This is a genomic window from Williamsoniiplasma somnilux, from assembly GCF_002804005.1.
Lineage (GTDB): Bacteria > Bacillota_I > Bacilli_A > Mycoplasmatales > Mycoplasmataceae > Williamsoniiplasma > Williamsoniiplasma somnilux.
This window is the reverse complement of sequence record NZ_CP024965.1, coordinates 106906-123608: the sequence shown is the minus strand read 5'-3', so window position 1 is coordinate 123608 and position 16703 is coordinate 106906. Positions and strand designations below refer to the sequence as shown.

General features: G+C 28.7%; 16 protein-coding genes and 1 riboswitch. All 16 genes read right to left on the bottom strand.

Going from position 1 to position 16703, the window contains the following annotated elements; genetic code table 4:
• Positions 1-55 precede the first annotated feature (55 nt).
• The 16 genes from ESOMN_RS00520 to ESOMN_RS00445 all read right to left on the bottom strand — a co-directional run bounded on the left by ESOMN_RS00520 (position 56) and on the right by ESOMN_RS00445 (position 16647).
• Complete coding sequence (locus tag ESOMN_RS00520; protein WP_024863824.1) at positions 56-961, bottom strand: hypothetical protein; 906 nt, start codon at positions 959-961, stop codon at positions 56-58.
• Between the two features lie 69 nt (positions 962-1030).
• Positions 1031-1741, bottom strand: coding sequence for a hypothetical protein (locus ESOMN_RS00515; RefSeq protein ID WP_024863825.1), 711 nt, complete (start codon positions 1739-1741; stop codon positions 1031-1033).
• A 2-nt stretch (positions 1742-1743) separates the two neighbouring features.
• Positions 1744-2247: an L-threonylcarbamoyladenylate synthase gene (locus tag ESOMN_RS00510; protein WP_024863826.1), complete on the bottom strand. Its 504-nt coding sequence runs from the start codon at positions 2245-2247 to the stop codon at positions 1744-1746.
• 21 nt (positions 2248-2268) lie between these two features.
• Positions 2269-3696 (bottom strand): hypothetical protein, encoded by a 1428-nt coding sequence (locus ESOMN_RS00505; RefSeq protein ID WP_024863827.1) that lies wholly within the window; start codon positions 3694-3696, stop codon positions 2269-2271.
• A 13-nt stretch (positions 3697-3709) separates the two neighbouring features.
• Complete coding sequence (gene prmC, locus ESOMN_RS00500; protein ID WP_024863828.1) at positions 3710-4540, bottom strand: peptide chain release factor N(5)-glutamine methyltransferase; 831 nt, start codon at positions 4538-4540, stop codon at positions 3710-3712.
• Position 4541: 1 nt separating this feature from the next.
• Positions 4542-5633, bottom strand: coding sequence for a peptide chain release factor 1 (gene prfA, locus ESOMN_RS00495; RefSeq protein WP_024863829.1), 1092 nt, complete (start codon positions 5631-5633; stop codon positions 4542-4544).
• 36 nt (positions 5634-5669) lie between these two features.
• A complete protein-coding gene (locus tag ESOMN_RS00490) occupies positions 5670-6284 on the bottom strand; it encodes a thymidine kinase (RefSeq protein WP_024863830.1) in 615 nt (204 codons plus the stop codon).
• A 16-nt stretch (positions 6285-6300) separates the two neighbouring features.
• Positions 6301-7239, bottom strand: a complete 939-nt coding sequence (locus ESOMN_RS00485) for a DHH family phosphoesterase (protein WP_034942675.1) — start codon at positions 7237-7239, stop codon at positions 6301-6303.
• Between the two features lie 8 nt (positions 7240-7247).
• Complete coding sequence (locus ESOMN_RS00480; protein WP_024863831.1) at positions 7248-9125, bottom strand: hypothetical protein; 1878 nt, start codon at positions 9123-9125, stop codon at positions 7248-7250.
• A gap of 89 nt (positions 9126-9214) precedes the next feature.
• Complete coding sequence (gene rpmE / locus ESOMN_RS00475) at positions 9215-9496, bottom strand: 50S ribosomal protein L31 (protein ID WP_024863832.1); 282 nt, start codon at positions 9494-9496, stop codon at positions 9215-9217.
• 100 nt (positions 9497-9596) lie between these two features.
• Positions 9597-10742: an IMP dehydrogenase gene (gene guaB / locus ESOMN_RS00470; protein ID WP_024863833.1), complete on the bottom strand. Its 1146-nt coding sequence runs from the start codon at positions 10740-10742 to the stop codon at positions 9597-9599.
• 5 nt (positions 10743-10747) lie between these two features.
• Positions 10748-12295: a glutamine-hydrolyzing GMP synthase gene (gene guaA / locus ESOMN_RS00465; RefSeq protein ID WP_024863834.1), complete on the bottom strand. Its 1548-nt coding sequence runs from the start codon at positions 12293-12295 to the stop codon at positions 10748-10750.
• Between the two features lie 64 nt (positions 12296-12359).
• A riboswitch (nucleoside riboswitch) is annotated at positions 12360-12423 on the bottom strand.
• A 95-nt stretch (positions 12424-12518) separates the two neighbouring features.
• Positions 12519-13412 (bottom strand): class II fructose-1,6-bisphosphate aldolase, encoded by an 894-nt coding sequence (fba, locus tag ESOMN_RS00460; protein WP_024863835.1) that lies wholly within the window; start codon positions 13410-13412, stop codon positions 12519-12521.
• A 68-nt stretch (positions 13413-13480) separates the two neighbouring features.
• A complete protein-coding gene (locus ESOMN_RS00455; RefSeq protein WP_024863836.1) occupies positions 13481-14281 on the bottom strand; it encodes an ABC transporter permease in 801 nt (266 codons plus the stop codon).
• Positions 14281-14985, bottom strand: coding sequence for an ATP-binding cassette domain-containing protein (locus ESOMN_RS00450; RefSeq protein WP_024863837.1), 705 nt, complete (start codon positions 14983-14985; stop codon positions 14281-14283). Before ESOMN_RS00450 ends, ESOMN_RS00455 begins: the two co-directional genes overlap by 1 nt.
• 60 nt (positions 14986-15045) lie before the next feature.
• Positions 15046-16647, bottom strand: a complete 1602-nt coding sequence (locus tag ESOMN_RS00445) for a CTP synthase (RefSeq protein ID WP_024863838.1) — start codon at positions 16645-16647, stop codon at positions 15046-15048.
• Between the last annotated feature and the right edge of the window lie 56 nt (positions 16648-16703).

Sequence of the window (16703 nt, the reverse complement as noted above, 5' to 3'; positions counted from 1 at the left end):
CTTTAAATAACCCTTTCTCTTTTTTTCCTAAAATAGCAAAAAATAAGCAAAAAGCTTATTTTATTCTTGACAACATTGGAAATAAAACCGATTCAAAATCAATTGGTGCAGAAATAGCATTTATAGCTAATCTATGAATTTTAGGCATATGACCTGTATTGTATTTCAATGGTTGTTTTTGTAAATCACTAACATAAGGAATAAATCCAAATTCAATTTTATTAATTCCTAATGGAACAATAACTCTTAATAGTTCATCAATTTCAATATTATTTTTAGAATATACACCAGCTAATTGAAATAATCCATCAGTAAAAGAAAATACTGCTATAGCTTCAAAAGAAGGTATATAATAAACGTTTTTTCTAAAATATTTTAAAATATTAAATAACTTAATTTGCGAATCACCACTAGTTGCAATTTTTTTGCTCATTCTGGTTGAATGTTTAATTTCGGTTTGAATATAGGCTAATTCTTTTGAACCATCTGTATCAATTTTTTTTATAATATTTCCCGATGGTTCTAAATTGGGATCTCAATCTTTAAAGTATTTGTATTCGTGAGCGTCCATAAAACCATGATTTTTAATAAGATAAGGAGAAATTTCTGGATCATAAGAAAAAATAACATCAACTATATTTTCATATTTAGAAACAATTAGAGCAATAAGTTCTTCTTCAAGGTTTTGATCTTTATGACTATCTTTAATAATTACTTGTCCCAATTGAACGGCATTATATCTGACACCTTCAATAAATAAAGAAAATTTAATAGCACCAATATTAGCTACAATTTCGCCCTTATTATTAATCAATGCAAAAGGTACATAATTTTCATCTCAATGACCCTTTGTCATTCAATCTTCTAAACAAGATTTTCCAGATTTTTTAATCAAATTTAAAAAATCATTATTATGGTGTTTATTATCTCTGTAATCAAAAATTAATTCGTAGGCACTCATGAATACCTCCTTCTTTTAAAAAACTCTTTACAATAATGATTTTAACTTAAAGATGCTTAAAAAAGCAAATTAATTATTTGCCCAGAATTTTATAAAATCTTTCATTTTATAAAATTCTCCTTTAGAAATATTATGAGCTTTAATGATTACACGTTCTTCACGAGGATTAAATATAAAAGAATCAGCAATTTTATAATTTAAATTGGATTCAACCAATTCTTTTTGCAAGGCTAGTTCTGCCAAATATTTTTGATTAAAGCCACTTCGACTTATTTTAAAAGTTGCAATGTAAATATTATTTTTAGATTGTGCAATTAAATCAACAGTGCCAATGTAAAATGAATTGATATCATTGTTCAAAAAAGTTTTATTAGCATAAAGATTGCCAATTTCGTATTTGTAGATAAATTTGTTCAAATCATGAACAATTGATTTTGCTAAATTTATTATAAATTTATCTTTTTCATCTAATGGTTCAAAATTTAATTCAATATCTTTACGTTTTTCAATGGCATTAAAAATTAATCTTTTAATTCTTTTATTTCTCGAAATTAATGTGTTAATTAATTCGTTACTTCTTTTTTCAATGAATGGATAAATATTTGTACAAATTTCATTAATTGTCGGTAGTAAAATTTCATTGTTTTTTCCAATTTTATTTTTTAATAAAACTTTTTGATGTTCTGCTAAAGTGGTTAACGGTTTTTCGAATTTATATGAATAAGTTTCTTCATCATAACTAATTAAATTTGTTATGTCACCAAGTTTTGAGTTATTCATAATTATCTTATTCACTCTTTTGTTAAGGAGTTATAAATTTTAGAAGGCTGGGAGTTTAGCTCTCCATCTCAAAAAAGTTCTATATCGAAAACAAATTCACTCAATTTTTTTTGATCACCAATTTGATGTTGACTATGTAAATTGACTGAAGAAGAAAATATTGGTCCTACCTTTTTTATGATTTTTGCAATATCTTTACGTTTGACAATTCTAATAGCTATAGTTTCTTTTTGATCTAAAAGAATAACTGTTGTTGGATTAGTGCTTTTTAAGATATTTATAATTTCGTCTGTTAAATATAAGCCATATTGTTGTGCTTGTTTTATCGAACTAAACAAAACGATGTTTTTTTTATCCAGTGGGGCTTGTTTAACAACATTAATTCGCTTTTCATTTTCAAGATTAAAAAGAGCTGAAAGCCCATAAATTGTGTCACTTGGTAAAATAACAATTTTGTTCTTTTTCAATTTTTCAATAGCTGATTTTATAGCTTTATTTTTTAACATTATTGAGAATCACCTTTTCATTTAATTGATTAATTTATTATTTTTTATTTTAAAAGATTCATAACCCACAATAGCAAAAGTAGCGATAATAAATGATAATTCAATAATTGTTTCTGCAATTGTTGAGTTAGTTGACAATCATTCTAATTTAAATTTACCTTGAATTCCATTTAAAGGATATAACGTGATTATACTTTTTCAATCATCTTTGATACCTTCTTGGATAACATTTAAATAGTTAGACCAAGATGATGCTGTATTGTCGCTATTTCAGAGTTCAGCAATTTTATTTATTTCAATTTTAGTGTAAGCACTGAACGAAGTTAAAGTTATTAATCCCAAAAACAATACAAAGTATTGAGCAGCAAATATAGAATCAGAAGAATTATTACCTCTAATCAAAGCTGAAACAAAAAAGAAAGTTGAGGAAATAGTTACACCCGTCATGATTATCGGTAGTGAATTTACGATAAAAAATGACCCATTATTCGTTCCATTCATTAAATTATTATAAGCTTCATTAATTGCTGGACTAGTAGAATAATCTTGAAGTAAATAATTAATTTTATAAGTTCAATTTAAAACCGAGTTTATGTTAGTTGTTGGAACTGTTAACAAAATAGTAAAAATTAATTGTGGCAAAATCGCAAAGATTGCAACTATAATAAGTCATCCGGACATTGTTTTTTCGCTAACTCTAAAAATCCTTAAAAAACTTTTTAAAGTTTTATTAGCTGAAATATTTTTTGAGCGCAAAGTGTATGTAATGTATCTTTCAATTCCTTGGTTATCTTTTTTAGAGAAAATTTTATTTTGTACAGTAATAGTAATTCCAAAAACAACCATTAATTGCATAAACATAGATCATCAAACAATTGTATTAGATTGTCAATTATATATATCAATTTTATCGTTTCAGTTTTTAGTAAAATAACTAGAAATAAATTTAATTCATTCTACTTTAGTATCAGCGGTTGTTAGTGCTTCGTATTTAAAAAATTCTTCAAATTGCGAATAATTATATTGACTCAATGCACCCAAAAGCAAAGAAAGTGTAAATGAACCAGTTAAAGTCATTACATAAATTAAACGCATATTTTCAGTTCTGTTTTTCATAGTTACAAACGGCTTTAAAAATAATATTAAGATTAAACTTAAAACGATAAATCCAACCGACATTCAAAGTAAACCGATGATTTGGAAGTTATTAGGAACATTTAAATGTTCACTTAAAATGTTAATATTTTGAAGATAAAAATCTAAGTTTATATTATTTTGAGTTATGTAAATAAAAACATAAAAAGGAGATAAAACTACTAAAAAAATTAGCGCAGAAAAAAACGAAACCTTATATAAAGCTCAGTTTTTTCTTTGAATTTCAAGATTTGCATCTTTAATTTTTCAATTAAGATTATTTTTAAAATTAAAGTTAAATTTTAATTTATTCATTTTACTCCTTTCTTTATCTATTTTCTATAATTATACATCTTCAATTATTTGAATAATCTTTCAAAAAATTAAAACTTGTGGTTTCTAAATCTAAAAATTTATGGGCCATAAGTTCTAATTCTTCTTTTTGATTTCATCCAAATTCCATAACTATTTTAAATTTAGAAAGATTATTAATTAATTTTTTGTAGTTTACAAAGAGATGTTTATAAAAAATTAAACCATTATTTTCAGCATACAAAGCAAGGTTTGGCTCATACTTAAATACAGACTCCTTAACTTCTAAATCATTTTTATTGATATAAGGTGGATTGACCAAAATCAAATCTGATTTAATATTTTGTTCAATTAAAGCTCAAATATAATCTCCTTGAAAAATATTAACTTTAGTTTTTAAACTATTAATTTGAGCAACTTCTAAAGCTTCACGAGAAATATCAATTAAATTTATTGAAATATTTTTTATTTTGCTAATTGAAATTCCGATATTACCAGAACCACAACAGACATCACTAACAACTGCTTGCGGATTTTCTTCTAAAAATTTCAATCCTTCTGAAACCAACAATTCTGTTTCAGGTCTAGGAATGAGAACTCTGCTATCGACATAAAATTTAAATCCAAAAAAATATTTTTCCTTCAAAATATAAGCTAACGGCTTACCGCTTTGTAATTCTTCAATTATCATCTCCAAATTTTCTTTTTGGTTAAACGGCTTATCAAAATTATTAATAAGTCATTGACGATCTCTTTTAGTAATTTTCTCTAAAACATGATAAACATCAGCCTTTGGGAGGCTGATGTTTAAATTAGTCAAAATTCTAAAAGCATCTAATAAAATCATGTTAAATATTTTCCTCTAATTGAGCTGCAACTTTAAGTCTTTGTTCTTCATTCATTAAAGCAACGACAAATTCATCGATATTACCTTCCATTACTTGGTCCAACTTGTTTAAAGTTAGACCAATTCTATGATCGGTTACGCGATTTTGAGGATAATTGTATGTGCGAATTTTTTCTGAACGAGATCCTGTCCCGACAGCAGATTTTCGTGCAGCACCAGCTTCTGCTTGCTGTTTTTCAACGGCAGCTTCATACACTTTGGCTCTTAACATTGCCATCGCAATATCTTTATTATCGTATTGTGAACGACCATCTTGAGAAGCGGCCACAACCCCTGAAGGAATATGGGTGATACGAACTGCTGAGTCGGTAGTATTAACATGTTGTCCACCAGCTCCTGATGCACGATAAGTATCAATTCTTAAATCTGATGCTTTAATATCAACTTCAACATCACTCATTTCTGGTAAAACAGCAACTGTTGCTGTTGAAGTTTGAATTCTTCCTTTGGCTTCAGTTTTAGGAACACGTTGAACACGGTGGGCACCTGATTCAAATTTAAGTTTTGAATAAACTTTATCACCTTTAACCATAAAAACTATTTGTGAATAACCACCAGCTTCTGAAAGAGAGGCTTCCATTATATTGATTTTTCAGTTTTCCTTTTCAGCATATAATTTATACATTTTATATAAATCACCTGCAAAAATGTTAGCTTCATCGCCACCGGCTGCACCTCTAATTTCAATAATTACGTTTTTGTCATCGTTCGGATCTTTTGGAATTAACATTTCTTCAATTAAAGTTGCTAATGGGGATAATTTACTTTCGCAATCTTCAAGTTCAAATTTAGCTAAATCAATCATTTCTTTATCTTTTTCAGTTGTCAAAATGGTTTTAGCTTCTGCGATTGAAGATAAAATTTGTTTATATTCAATAAATTTATTAACTATATCTTCTAGTGAGGCACGTTCTTTATTTAAATCTGTTAGCTTTTTGATATTGGATGCAACATCTTCTTTTTGTAAATCTGAATCAATTTGATTCAAGCGTTTTTCCATTGTTTCTAAAGCTTCTAAAGTTTTTGGATTCATAATAAGTTAATACCTCTCTTTTTTTTGAAATTCAAATTATTCTTTTGGCGGACTAATATAACAATTTCGACATCTTGCCTCATAGCTTTCAGCAGCTGACACTAAAATTAATGGGTCATTTCATTTAGCTGGAATTCCATCAACAATTCTTTGTGTTCTGTTAGCTAAATTACCACAACTATGGCATATTGCAGTTAATTTATCAACATATTCAGCCATTGGCAATAAGCGATCAACGTTTTGGAATGGTTGAGATTTAAAATCTTTATCCAAACCTGTCACAATAACAATAATACCATTATCGGCTAATTCATTGATATAATCAACAATTTTTTCGTCTAGAAACTGTACTTCATCAATTCCCACAACATCTATTTTACGTTTTTTATTTTCACGTTCAAAAATTATCTTAATTTCTTCTGTTGATTGAATCGGAAAAGAAGGAAGCATTGAACCAGAATGCGATGAAATAGAATTAATATTGTATCTTGAATCAATACTTGGCTTAAAAGCAATTACATTATGTTTAGCATAACCATGTCTTCTCAATCTACGAATAAACTCTTCCGTTTTACCGGCAAACATACAACCTGTAATCAACTCAATTCAACCTAATTTTTTTTCATTATTATTTGTAAAAATATTTATCATTTAACCCCTTATTTTTTTACTTGATTAATTTATCAAGATCTTTAACTAAATTTTTATAATCTGATATTTTATCAAGTTCAGCACCTGATGCTAATTTATGACCTCCACCGTTATATTTAACAGCAACAGTATTAACATCATATTTACGCGATCGTAATGAAACTTTGTTAACCCCTTTTCAAACGATTACAGTTGATCAAATTTTAATCTCATCAATTCCCGCCATTGTAGATAGCGCCAATTTAACTTCGTCGTAAGTTAATTTATATGGTTTATAATCTTTTTCTTCAATTACTATAATTGCTACACCTTTTTTTGATATTTCAACTTTTGAAAATGCATAATTAGTTCACTTTCTAAGATTTAAATTTCCAACATAAAGATAATTATGAATTTCTTCTAAATCAATTCCAGAGTTAATTAGTTCAATCGCTGCTTCAAATGTGTGAACATTTGTTGCGGGAAATAAAAAACGATTAGAATCAGTCAATAAACCTTTATACAAATTTGTTGCAGCTTTACGATTGACTTTTAATTTCATATCTTTTGCCCACAAAGTTACTACTTGTGCACAAGCAATTGCAGAAACATCAACTAAGTTTTCATTTCCGTAATTATCTACAGGGATATGGTGATCAACTTTAAAAATTTCTTTAGCTAAACTAAATTTTTCGAAATCTATTCTTGATGATGTACCTGTATCGACAGTGATTACTAAAGCGCTTTTAATAAATTTATCAGTTAAATCTTTTGAGTCAATTCAAAAATCTTTATCATCATTTAATCGATCGCCCACAACAACTATCTTTTTACCTTTAAAATTTTCTTTAATAATGTGAGCCATACCCATCGCAGATCCTTGAGCATCTCAATCTGGCAATATATGTTTGGCAACAATAATATTTTTATATTCATTAATTTTTTCTACTAATTTTTTTTCAATTTTTTTATCCATAAATCTCCTTAAAATTTTTGTGTTATTGAAGTATTTTGTAAATAAATAACATATTCATTATTGACATCGAATTTACTTTTTGAATAAAAATAAATTCGATTTCCGTGCTCGGTAATTCCAAGGTGCATATTTTTATCAACAAATTTATTTGTCAACTTAATTTTAACAATTAAAGGTAACTGTTCTTTAACGTTAGGGTTTTCTTTTGTTTTAATTTCGAAAGGATTGATAAAAATTGTTCCTGCATCTTCAAATGTATGTTCGTTAAGACTTCAAAATTTCTTTTCAATTTCAATTCCGTTATCAACTTTTTTATAGGCAAATATGTTATAGTTTGTAAATCATTTATTTCTAATAACCCCTGAATTTAAATCGTATAACTTTGAAGGACTCACACTTATTAAATTACCTTTTTTATCAGGAGTATATATTTCTTTTGAAAAATCTGAAATTTCATAAAAATTGTCAGATAAGCCAATGAATGTTAATTCAGGATAATGTTCAATAATTTTTTTAAAAGTTTTGTTCAAACTATTTAAATCGTTCTTAGAAAACAAGGCAATATTTTTAGTTAAGATGATATTATCTTTTTTTAAATTAATTGCTTGAATAATTTTTAAATAAATTTCATTTAGAGACGAAATTTTAAATCCATTTTTCAAATATCAATCAAATTTAATGTCTAGTTTATTAATGATTTCATTGATTCAATCATGAGCTTGCTCAAATATTGATTCAATTTGCTTTTTATAATGACGTTTTAAAATTTTGAATTCGTTTTGTTTACCCATTTCTTCGGTGCTTGATAAAACTTTTGTGTGATATTCATGAATTAAATAAATAATTTTTTTACCAACCATAATATTTTCATGACTTAATAAATCAAAAAAGATTTCTTTTTGTTTAATTTCAAACTCTTGTCTTAAGTCACCATTAAAATTTTTTCAATTATTTAATTCATTTGTGATTTCTAATTGTTTTTGTTTATCAATTTGATTAAAAGTATGATATTTTGTAATTTCAAGACTTAACTGTTTAGAAACCCTTCTCTTGGTTTTTTTAAGTTTATAAATTAAAATGCGCAATTCACTAATCCTAATATTTATAAACTTCAATTGTTTTTTAACCATAAAATGAGTTTGGCTATATTTAAATTTTGTTAATTTTTTTTTCATTAATTTATTCGAAGAAGCTTTGACATTAAATTCACAAGTGCAAGAATTACGCAATTCATCAAAAGAATAAATTTTATCTCATAAGGATTGATAAAAAGTTAATAACAATTCTGAATTTGCTAACTCTTCTCTTAATGAGGCATTTTCATTTGCGAGAACCTTAATTTGTACGTAATAATCAGAAAAAATCTTAGTGGCTTTTTCGTTATTGATTACACTAATTTTTGAAAAATAGTCTTCAAGCAATTGAACTTCAGCTTTAGTAGTATCATTGATGAATTTAGAAATAACTAAATCAATTTTTCTTCTAATCTTCATGTCATCTAAATCATTTTCAGAATCTTTAAATGATAAATAATCATATTTTTTATCATTTGTTTTTACCCGTGCTTGTCGCACAAATTTTAAATCAAAAAAAAGACTCCCATACAAAATTCATTTTGGGGGTATCAAACGGTCTACCCATTTATCCTGGCCAATAAATTGTATTTTAGTTTTCGCAAAACCATAGCCAATTAATTCTTGATTATCAATTTGATATCTACCCTTGGCAATTTTTTCTTTACCTTGTAAAACTCTTTTAACAAATCTATTTTGAATTTTATCAGAAACAAAAATGTCTGTAAATTTAGAATTAGGTGCTTTTAAATCAATTGATTTTAAAGGAGCTTTTTTATTCATGAAAGTAATTTTATTTAGTTTATAACTCATAAAAACTCTCCTAGTCTTTAATATATATTTTAAAGCATTTTTAACAAAAAGAAAAAGGACCTAAGTCCTTTTAAATTAAGTAAGTTGAACTATTTTTTGTTTTTAGCATTTGCTGCTTTTTGTTCAGCTGATGCTTTTTCAACGTTAGCTTTGATTTCATCTTTTCTTGCGAATTTAGATTTAAATTGTTCAACACGACCTTGATTGTTTGCAAATTGTTGATTCCCAGTATAAAAATGGTGACAATTTGAGCAAACATCAATTCTAACTTCTTCCCCTTTTACAGTTCCACAAGCGAATTCATTACCACATGTTGTACATACAAATTTAGCTTCGTTGAAGTATTTTGGATGAATATCTTTTTTTGGCATAGACTTGATCTCCTTTACTATGTTTTATTTAGATACTTTGTCAGTACAATATTAATTGTATAGTAAAACCTAATTTATTTTACTAAATATTACACATTATTTAGTCGTTAATTTTGTAGTTTGGAGCTGATTTATCAATTTTGACATCATGAGGATGAGATTCAATTAATCCTGCTGCTGTTATTTTGATAAATTTACCTTCTTTTCTTAAAGTTTCAATATCAGCACATCCAGTATAACCCATTCCTGATCTTAGTCCTCCAAGTAATTGAAAAACAATTTCACTAACAGGTCCTTTAGCGGGAACAATCGATTCAATTCCTTCAGGAACTAATTTTTTATTACCCTTTTGAAAATAACGATCAGCACTGCCTCGTTCCATTGCGGCCATTGATCCCATTCCTACATAGCGTTTAAACTCTTGACCATTTAAAGCAATCACATCTCCTGGAGTTTCATCAGTTCCTGCAAAAATTGAACCTAACATAACAACGTTTGCTCCTGCTCCGATTGCTTTAACGATATCTCCAGAATATTTAATTCCTCCATCTGCAATAAAAGGAATCTTATTTTGCTCGCAATAACGATAAACATTAGAAATAGCAGTTATTTGAGGAACTCCAATACCTGCAACAACTCGTGTGGTACAAATTGAACCAGGTCCAATTCCAACTTTTAAACAGTTGGCACCTGCTTTTACTAAATCTTTAGCTGCTGCTTCAGTTGCAATATTCCCTGCAACAATTTGTAATGTTGAGAATTGTTCTCTAATTTTTTTAATTGTTTCAATAATACCTTTTGAATGACCATGAGCAGAATCTAAAACAATAAAATCCACTTCAGCCTCAACCAATTTTTCAACTCTGTGAATAGTATCGGCGCTAGTTGAAACAGCTGCACCAACAAGTAGTCTACCTTGATTATCTAAAACTGGTTCAAAATCTAAAACTTTTTTAATTTTGGCTAACTTAACTTTTTTAACTTCTTTAATCTGTGAATCAATTGATAGGTTCTTATGAATGACTCCAACTCCACCAATTGTTGCTAATGCAATTGCCATTTTTGATTCTGTAACAGTATCCATAGCTGCACTAATTAAAGGAATATTCAAATTGATAGTATTAGTTAATTTCGTTTTTAAATTAACTTCATTTGGTAAAATTTCACTTTTAGCTGGCACTAATAAAACATCATCAAAAGTTAAACCATCACCAATTAATTTTCCGTTCAAATTATCACTATTCATATTTACTACTCCCATTCTATTGTTCCTGGTGGTTTAGAAGTTATATCATAAACAACTCGGTTAACACCTTTTACTTCATTAATAATTTTATTGACTACTGAATCCAAAAATTCTCATGGTAAATGTGATGATGTTGCTGTCATAAAATCAATAGTATTAACAGCTCTTAATCCAACCACAAATTCATAAGTACGATTATCACCCATAACCCCCACTGTTTTAATCGGGAGTAAAACAACATGTGCTTGTGATACTTTATTATATAAGTTATTTTCTCTTAAGGCATTGATAAAAATAGCATCAGCTTTACGTAAAATATCACATTTTTCTTTTGTAACTTCACCAATAACTCTAATTCCAAGACCTGGCCCTGGGAAAGGATGGCGATCAATCATCAATGAAGGAATTCCCAATTCACGCCCAACATTTCTAACTTCGTCTTTAAATAAATCCCTAAGTGGTTCTAAAAGTTCGAAGCCAAGATCCTCCGGTAATCCCCCAACATTGTGGTGTGATTTAATAGTTTTGGATACATGTCCTTCTTTTGAAGATTCAATAACATCAGGATAAATTGTTCCTTGCGCCAATCACTTGGCATCACCGGATAATTTGCGAGCCTCTTCTGTAAAGACATCAATAAATAATTTTCCAATTAGTTTACGTTTTGTTTCTGGTTCTTCAATACCTTTTAATGCTTTATAAAACTTAGCAGAAGCATCAACCATTTTGATCTTCATATCAAAATTTTTTGTATAAGTTTCCATAACTTGTAAACCTTCATTTTGTCTTAACAAACCTGTGTCAACAAAAATACAAATCAATTGTTTACCAATCGCTTTAGAAATTAGCGTTGCTGCAACAGAAGAATCTACTCCTCCTGACAATCCTAAAATCACTTTGTCATTACCTACTTTATTTTTAATTTCAGCAATGGCACTATCAATAAATTTGTTAATGTATCAATCTTTTTGTGCTTGAACAATATCAAAAACAAAGTTTTTAATCATTTGTTCACCAAATTCACTGTGAGTAGTTTCAGCATGAAATTGAATTCCGTAAATTTCAAATTCATTATGCTTTATTGCTGCTACTGAATTATCTGAGTGAGCTGTTTGAATATAATTTTTAGGCAAGACACTGATATGATCAGCGTGACTCATTCAAACTAATTTACCATCAGGAACATTTTTAAATAGTTTATTTGAAGGGACATCTAAAAATAATTGAGCCTTTCCAAATTCTTGTTTGGCAGCTGGTTCAACTTTACCGTTATGTAAATGAGTTATTAATTGTAATCCATAACAAATTCCTAAAACAGGAATTTGTCCATCCAAAAGATTAGGGTCAATTGTATAATTTTCTTCTTCGTAAACAGAGGCTGGTCCTCCCGATAGAATAATCCCTTTTAAATTCGGGTATTTTGCTTGTAATTCTGCTTTAGTGTGATGAAACCCAATCACTTCTGCTAAAACGTTCATTTCTCTAATTCGACGAGCTAAAAGTTGGGTGTATTGACTCCCAAAATCTAAAATGACGATTTGTGTTTGTTTCATTGAGACCTTTCTCAACTTGTATATAATTAAAACTATAGCAAAAAAACTTTTTAAAAGCATTTTCACTTATAGAACTAACATGGGTGTTAGTGTAGAGACGCCAGCCCAATATGCTGGTTTATACAAGTTTTTTATTTAATTATCATAATTTTAAACTATTTAAGGAACAATACAAGATGCTCAAAAAATAAAAAAACCGCAAAGCGGTTTTTTAAATTAAATATTAATTTGCTTTACCTTGACAACCAAATCATGAAGTTAATTCTAAGAATGTATCTTTCAATGCTTGAGTTCCTGGAGCCAATAATTTACGAGGATCAAAGCCTTTTTTAACATCATCTAAATCTTTTTTAGCTTCAACGTATGCTCTTGTTGCATCACGGAAAGCTAATTGTAATTCAGTGTTAACATTAATTTTTGAAATTCCTAATGAAATAGCTTTCATAACTTGTTCTTTAGGAATTCCTGATCCACCGTGTAATACCATCGGCATTTTAGCAGCGTTTTGTAATACTTCTAAAGTTTCAAATGATAATGATTTTCATCATTCTGGGTATTTTCCATGAATGTTACCGATTCCTGCAGCTAACATGTCGATTCCTAAATCTGCAAATTCAGCAGCTTCTTTAGGATCACCCAATTCACCTGCTCCAACTACTCCGTCTTCTTCTCCACCAACTGAACCAATTTCAGCTTCAACTGAAACTTCATGTTGAGCAGCAAAAGCAACAACTTCTTTAGTTTTTGCTAAGTTTTCTTCATATGGTAAATGTGAACCATCAAACATAATTGATGAGTATCCTGCTAAAATGCATTCTTTAGCAACTTCAACTGATTGTCCATGGTCTAAGTGTAATGCTACGGGTACAGTAATGTTTAATGAATCTAATAATCCGTTAACCATTCCTACAACCACTTTAACACCACCCATGTATTTAATTGCACCTTCTGATGTCCCTAAAATAACTGGTGTTTTTGAAGCTTGAGCTGCTTCTAAGATTGATTTAGTTCATTCTAAGTTATTAATGTTAAAATGCCCAATTGCATATTTGTTTTTGTATGCTTCTTGAATCATCGCTTTAGCATTAACTAATTTGTTGTGATAAATTCTAGTCATATTTTCTCCCCTAATAATACTTTTAAATTATATCTCAAAAAGCAAAATAGTTCGCCGTAAAGGGAGAACTATTTTTTCGATGATCATTTGAATGTAAATGATGTAACAACAAAGAAACTAATTATAATTCCAATCGAGATAAGAATTGGCACTCAAACCTCGTGGAATGATTGCAATCCAACAGAATTTTGTGCATATAGCAATGGATAAACAGCATATTTATGTGGAAGAATAAATGATATTATTCTTGTAACAACTTGCCCTTCAATGATTGCTGGAGGTAACATGATTCCCGACATAAAAATCGAAAAGAAATAAAGCATCATAATAACACCTTGCGCTGCCCCATCGCTTGACATAATTCCTCCAATAAATGAAGAAATTGCAATTGATGTAAAAATTGTTAAAACAATCCCGACAATAAATAGTCCTCAATCTAAACTAGATAAAACGTCTAAAAAATCTTTTTGACCAATGATTAATGCTACTAGCATTTCAACTATGACTCCCGAAAGCCCAATAATGAAATAAACAAACCATAAAGCTAGTAAAAATAAACTTTTAGAAATACCGGTTATTTCAACCCTTTTTAAAAGTACAGAATTTTTTCATTCAATAATCGCTGGAGTTAATGAGGTTAAAATCGTTAGAGCTGGTAATACGGAATAAGGTAGTAAAATTTTTGCTTGGTTAATCCCGCTAGAATCTGGGGCAAAATCCAAAACAAAATAAAATAAAATCATAAAGAATGTTGGTACCACATACATGAACAATGGTCCACGTGGATTTCTAACGAAAGATTTAAACACTAATAGAAAAACATTGTTGAAAGCACGAGTGTTTTGTTTTAATTTGAAATCTGTTTTCATTAAATTAAACCTCCTGCAAAATATAAGTCCATCGCTTTTCTGACTGAACCATATTTATTAACCACTTCTTTAACAGGTTGATCAAATCCGACAAGACCTTTGTGGATGATAATCATTCTTTCACATAATAACTCTACTTCTTCAGGACTATGTGAAACTAATATCAATGTTTGATTTGTGTTTGCGGTATTAGTTTTATAAAATTCAATAATTTTAAATTGCAATAACATATCTAAACCAGTTGTTAATTCGTCAAGAATCACAATTTTAGGGTTATTTAAAACTGAAATCATAGCATTAAATCTTTGTTTTTGTCCACCAGATAAACGATTTAAATGTCTTTTTCTAAATTCATCAATTTCAAAAACAGAATTTAATTTTTTTTCTCATTCATCGGTGAAGTTAGGAAACATTGCTTTATAGAATTGAATCATGTCATTAGCACTAATCCCTGCAGGTCATTCACCATTTTGAAATTGAATACCAATTTCTTTTTTCAAATTTCCAGGAATGTCAATTTGAATATCACCTGATGTTTGTTTAGAAGTTTGGGCGATGATTTCAACAAGTGTTGTTTTACCAGCACCATTACCACCCAAGATAGCAATTCTTTCACCTTCTTTAATTTCTAAATTAATTCCTTTAAGAACTTCTTTTTTACCAAAAGATTTTTTTAAATCTTTGATTTGAATTATTGTTTTCATTTGACCCCCGTTTCGATAAATCAATTATACAAAAAGAGCATAAAATATGCTCTTTTTAAATTATTTATTTTTTATAACCGCTTCAACAAATCCTTTAAATAAAGGATTAGGCTTGTTTGGTCTTGAAGTAAATTCTGGATGATATTGAGCTGCGATAAAAAATTTATTTTTTGGCAGTTCAATAATTTCAACAAGATTCTTTTCAACATAAATTCCTGAAAAAACAACTCCAGCTTCTTTTTCCATACGCTCACGATAAATGTTATTAAATTCATAGCGGTGTCTGTGACGCTCTCAAATTTCTTTATCCCCATATAACTTAGATGCTAATGTTTTAGGTTTTAATGTTGTTTTCATTTTCCCTAATCTTAAAGTACCACCAATATTATTTTTATCAATTCCTTTAATAAAATCAATAATTGGATCTTTAGTATTTTTATCAAACTCTGTGGAATTTGCTGTTTTCAATCCTAAAATGTTTCTTGCTAATTCAATAGTTGCGATTTGCATTCCTAAACAAATACCTAAATAAGGTACATCGTTTTCTCTAGCATATTTGGCAGCCAACATCATACCTTCAACACCACGCTCTCCAAAACCACCAGGAACCAAAATTCCTTTAGCATTTTTTAAAATTGTTTTGTAGTTTTTGTCATTAACAAGTGATGCATCAACTCAATTAATTTTTAATTTACGTTTAGCTTGATATCCCGCAATTTTCAAAGATTCAACAACCGAAAGATAGGCATCAGGCATTTCGGTATATTTACCAACAAATGTTACTTCAAAATCAACTTTTGAATCGTTGATATTTTGAATAAATTTATTTCATTCACTCATTTCAACTGGTTTTGCTTTTTTTAATTTAAGTTGTTCGATGACAATTTTATGAAGATCTTGTTTTTGCATAGCCACAGGTACTTTATAAATTGAATCAGTATCTATTGCATCGATAACGTTTTGGTGAGGGACATTACAAAATGCCGAAATTTTTCTCTTGATTTCATCACCAGTTGGTTTGTCACTTCGAGTCACAATAATATCTGGTTGAATTCCTAAACTTAGCATCTCTTTTACTGAATGTTGAATAGGTTTGGTTTTATATTCTTTTGAAGCTTCAATATAAGGAACTAATCCAACGTGTAAGAAAAGTACATTTTCTTTCCCTTTTTCCATTCTGATTTGTCTTAGTGCTTCAAAAAAAGGTAAAGATTCAATATCTCCAACAGTTCCACCAATTTCAGTAATTACAACATCTATTTTTTTATCTTCACCAGCCATATAAACTTTATTTTTAATATGATCTGTAATATGCGGAATAACTTGGACAGTTTTGCCGCCTCAATCTCCACGACGTTCTGCTTCTAAAACGTCTAAATAAATTCTTCCTGAAGAAGTTGAAGATTTTTTAGAAAGATTGACATCAATAAATCTTTCATAATGACCTAAATCTAAATCAGTTTCTCCTCCATCATCAGTTACATAAACTTCACCATGTTGATACGGAGACATTGTTCCTGGATCCACATTTAAATAAGGATCAAATTTTTGCATAAAAACATTTAATCCTGAATTTTTTAATAATCTCCCAAGTGAAGATCCAGTAATTCCTTTACCTAGACCAGATACAACTCCACCTGTAACAAAAACATACTTTGCCATCGTTCCCTCTTTTCTAAAATAAAAATAGTCGTTAAAACAAACGTTTTAAACGGCTA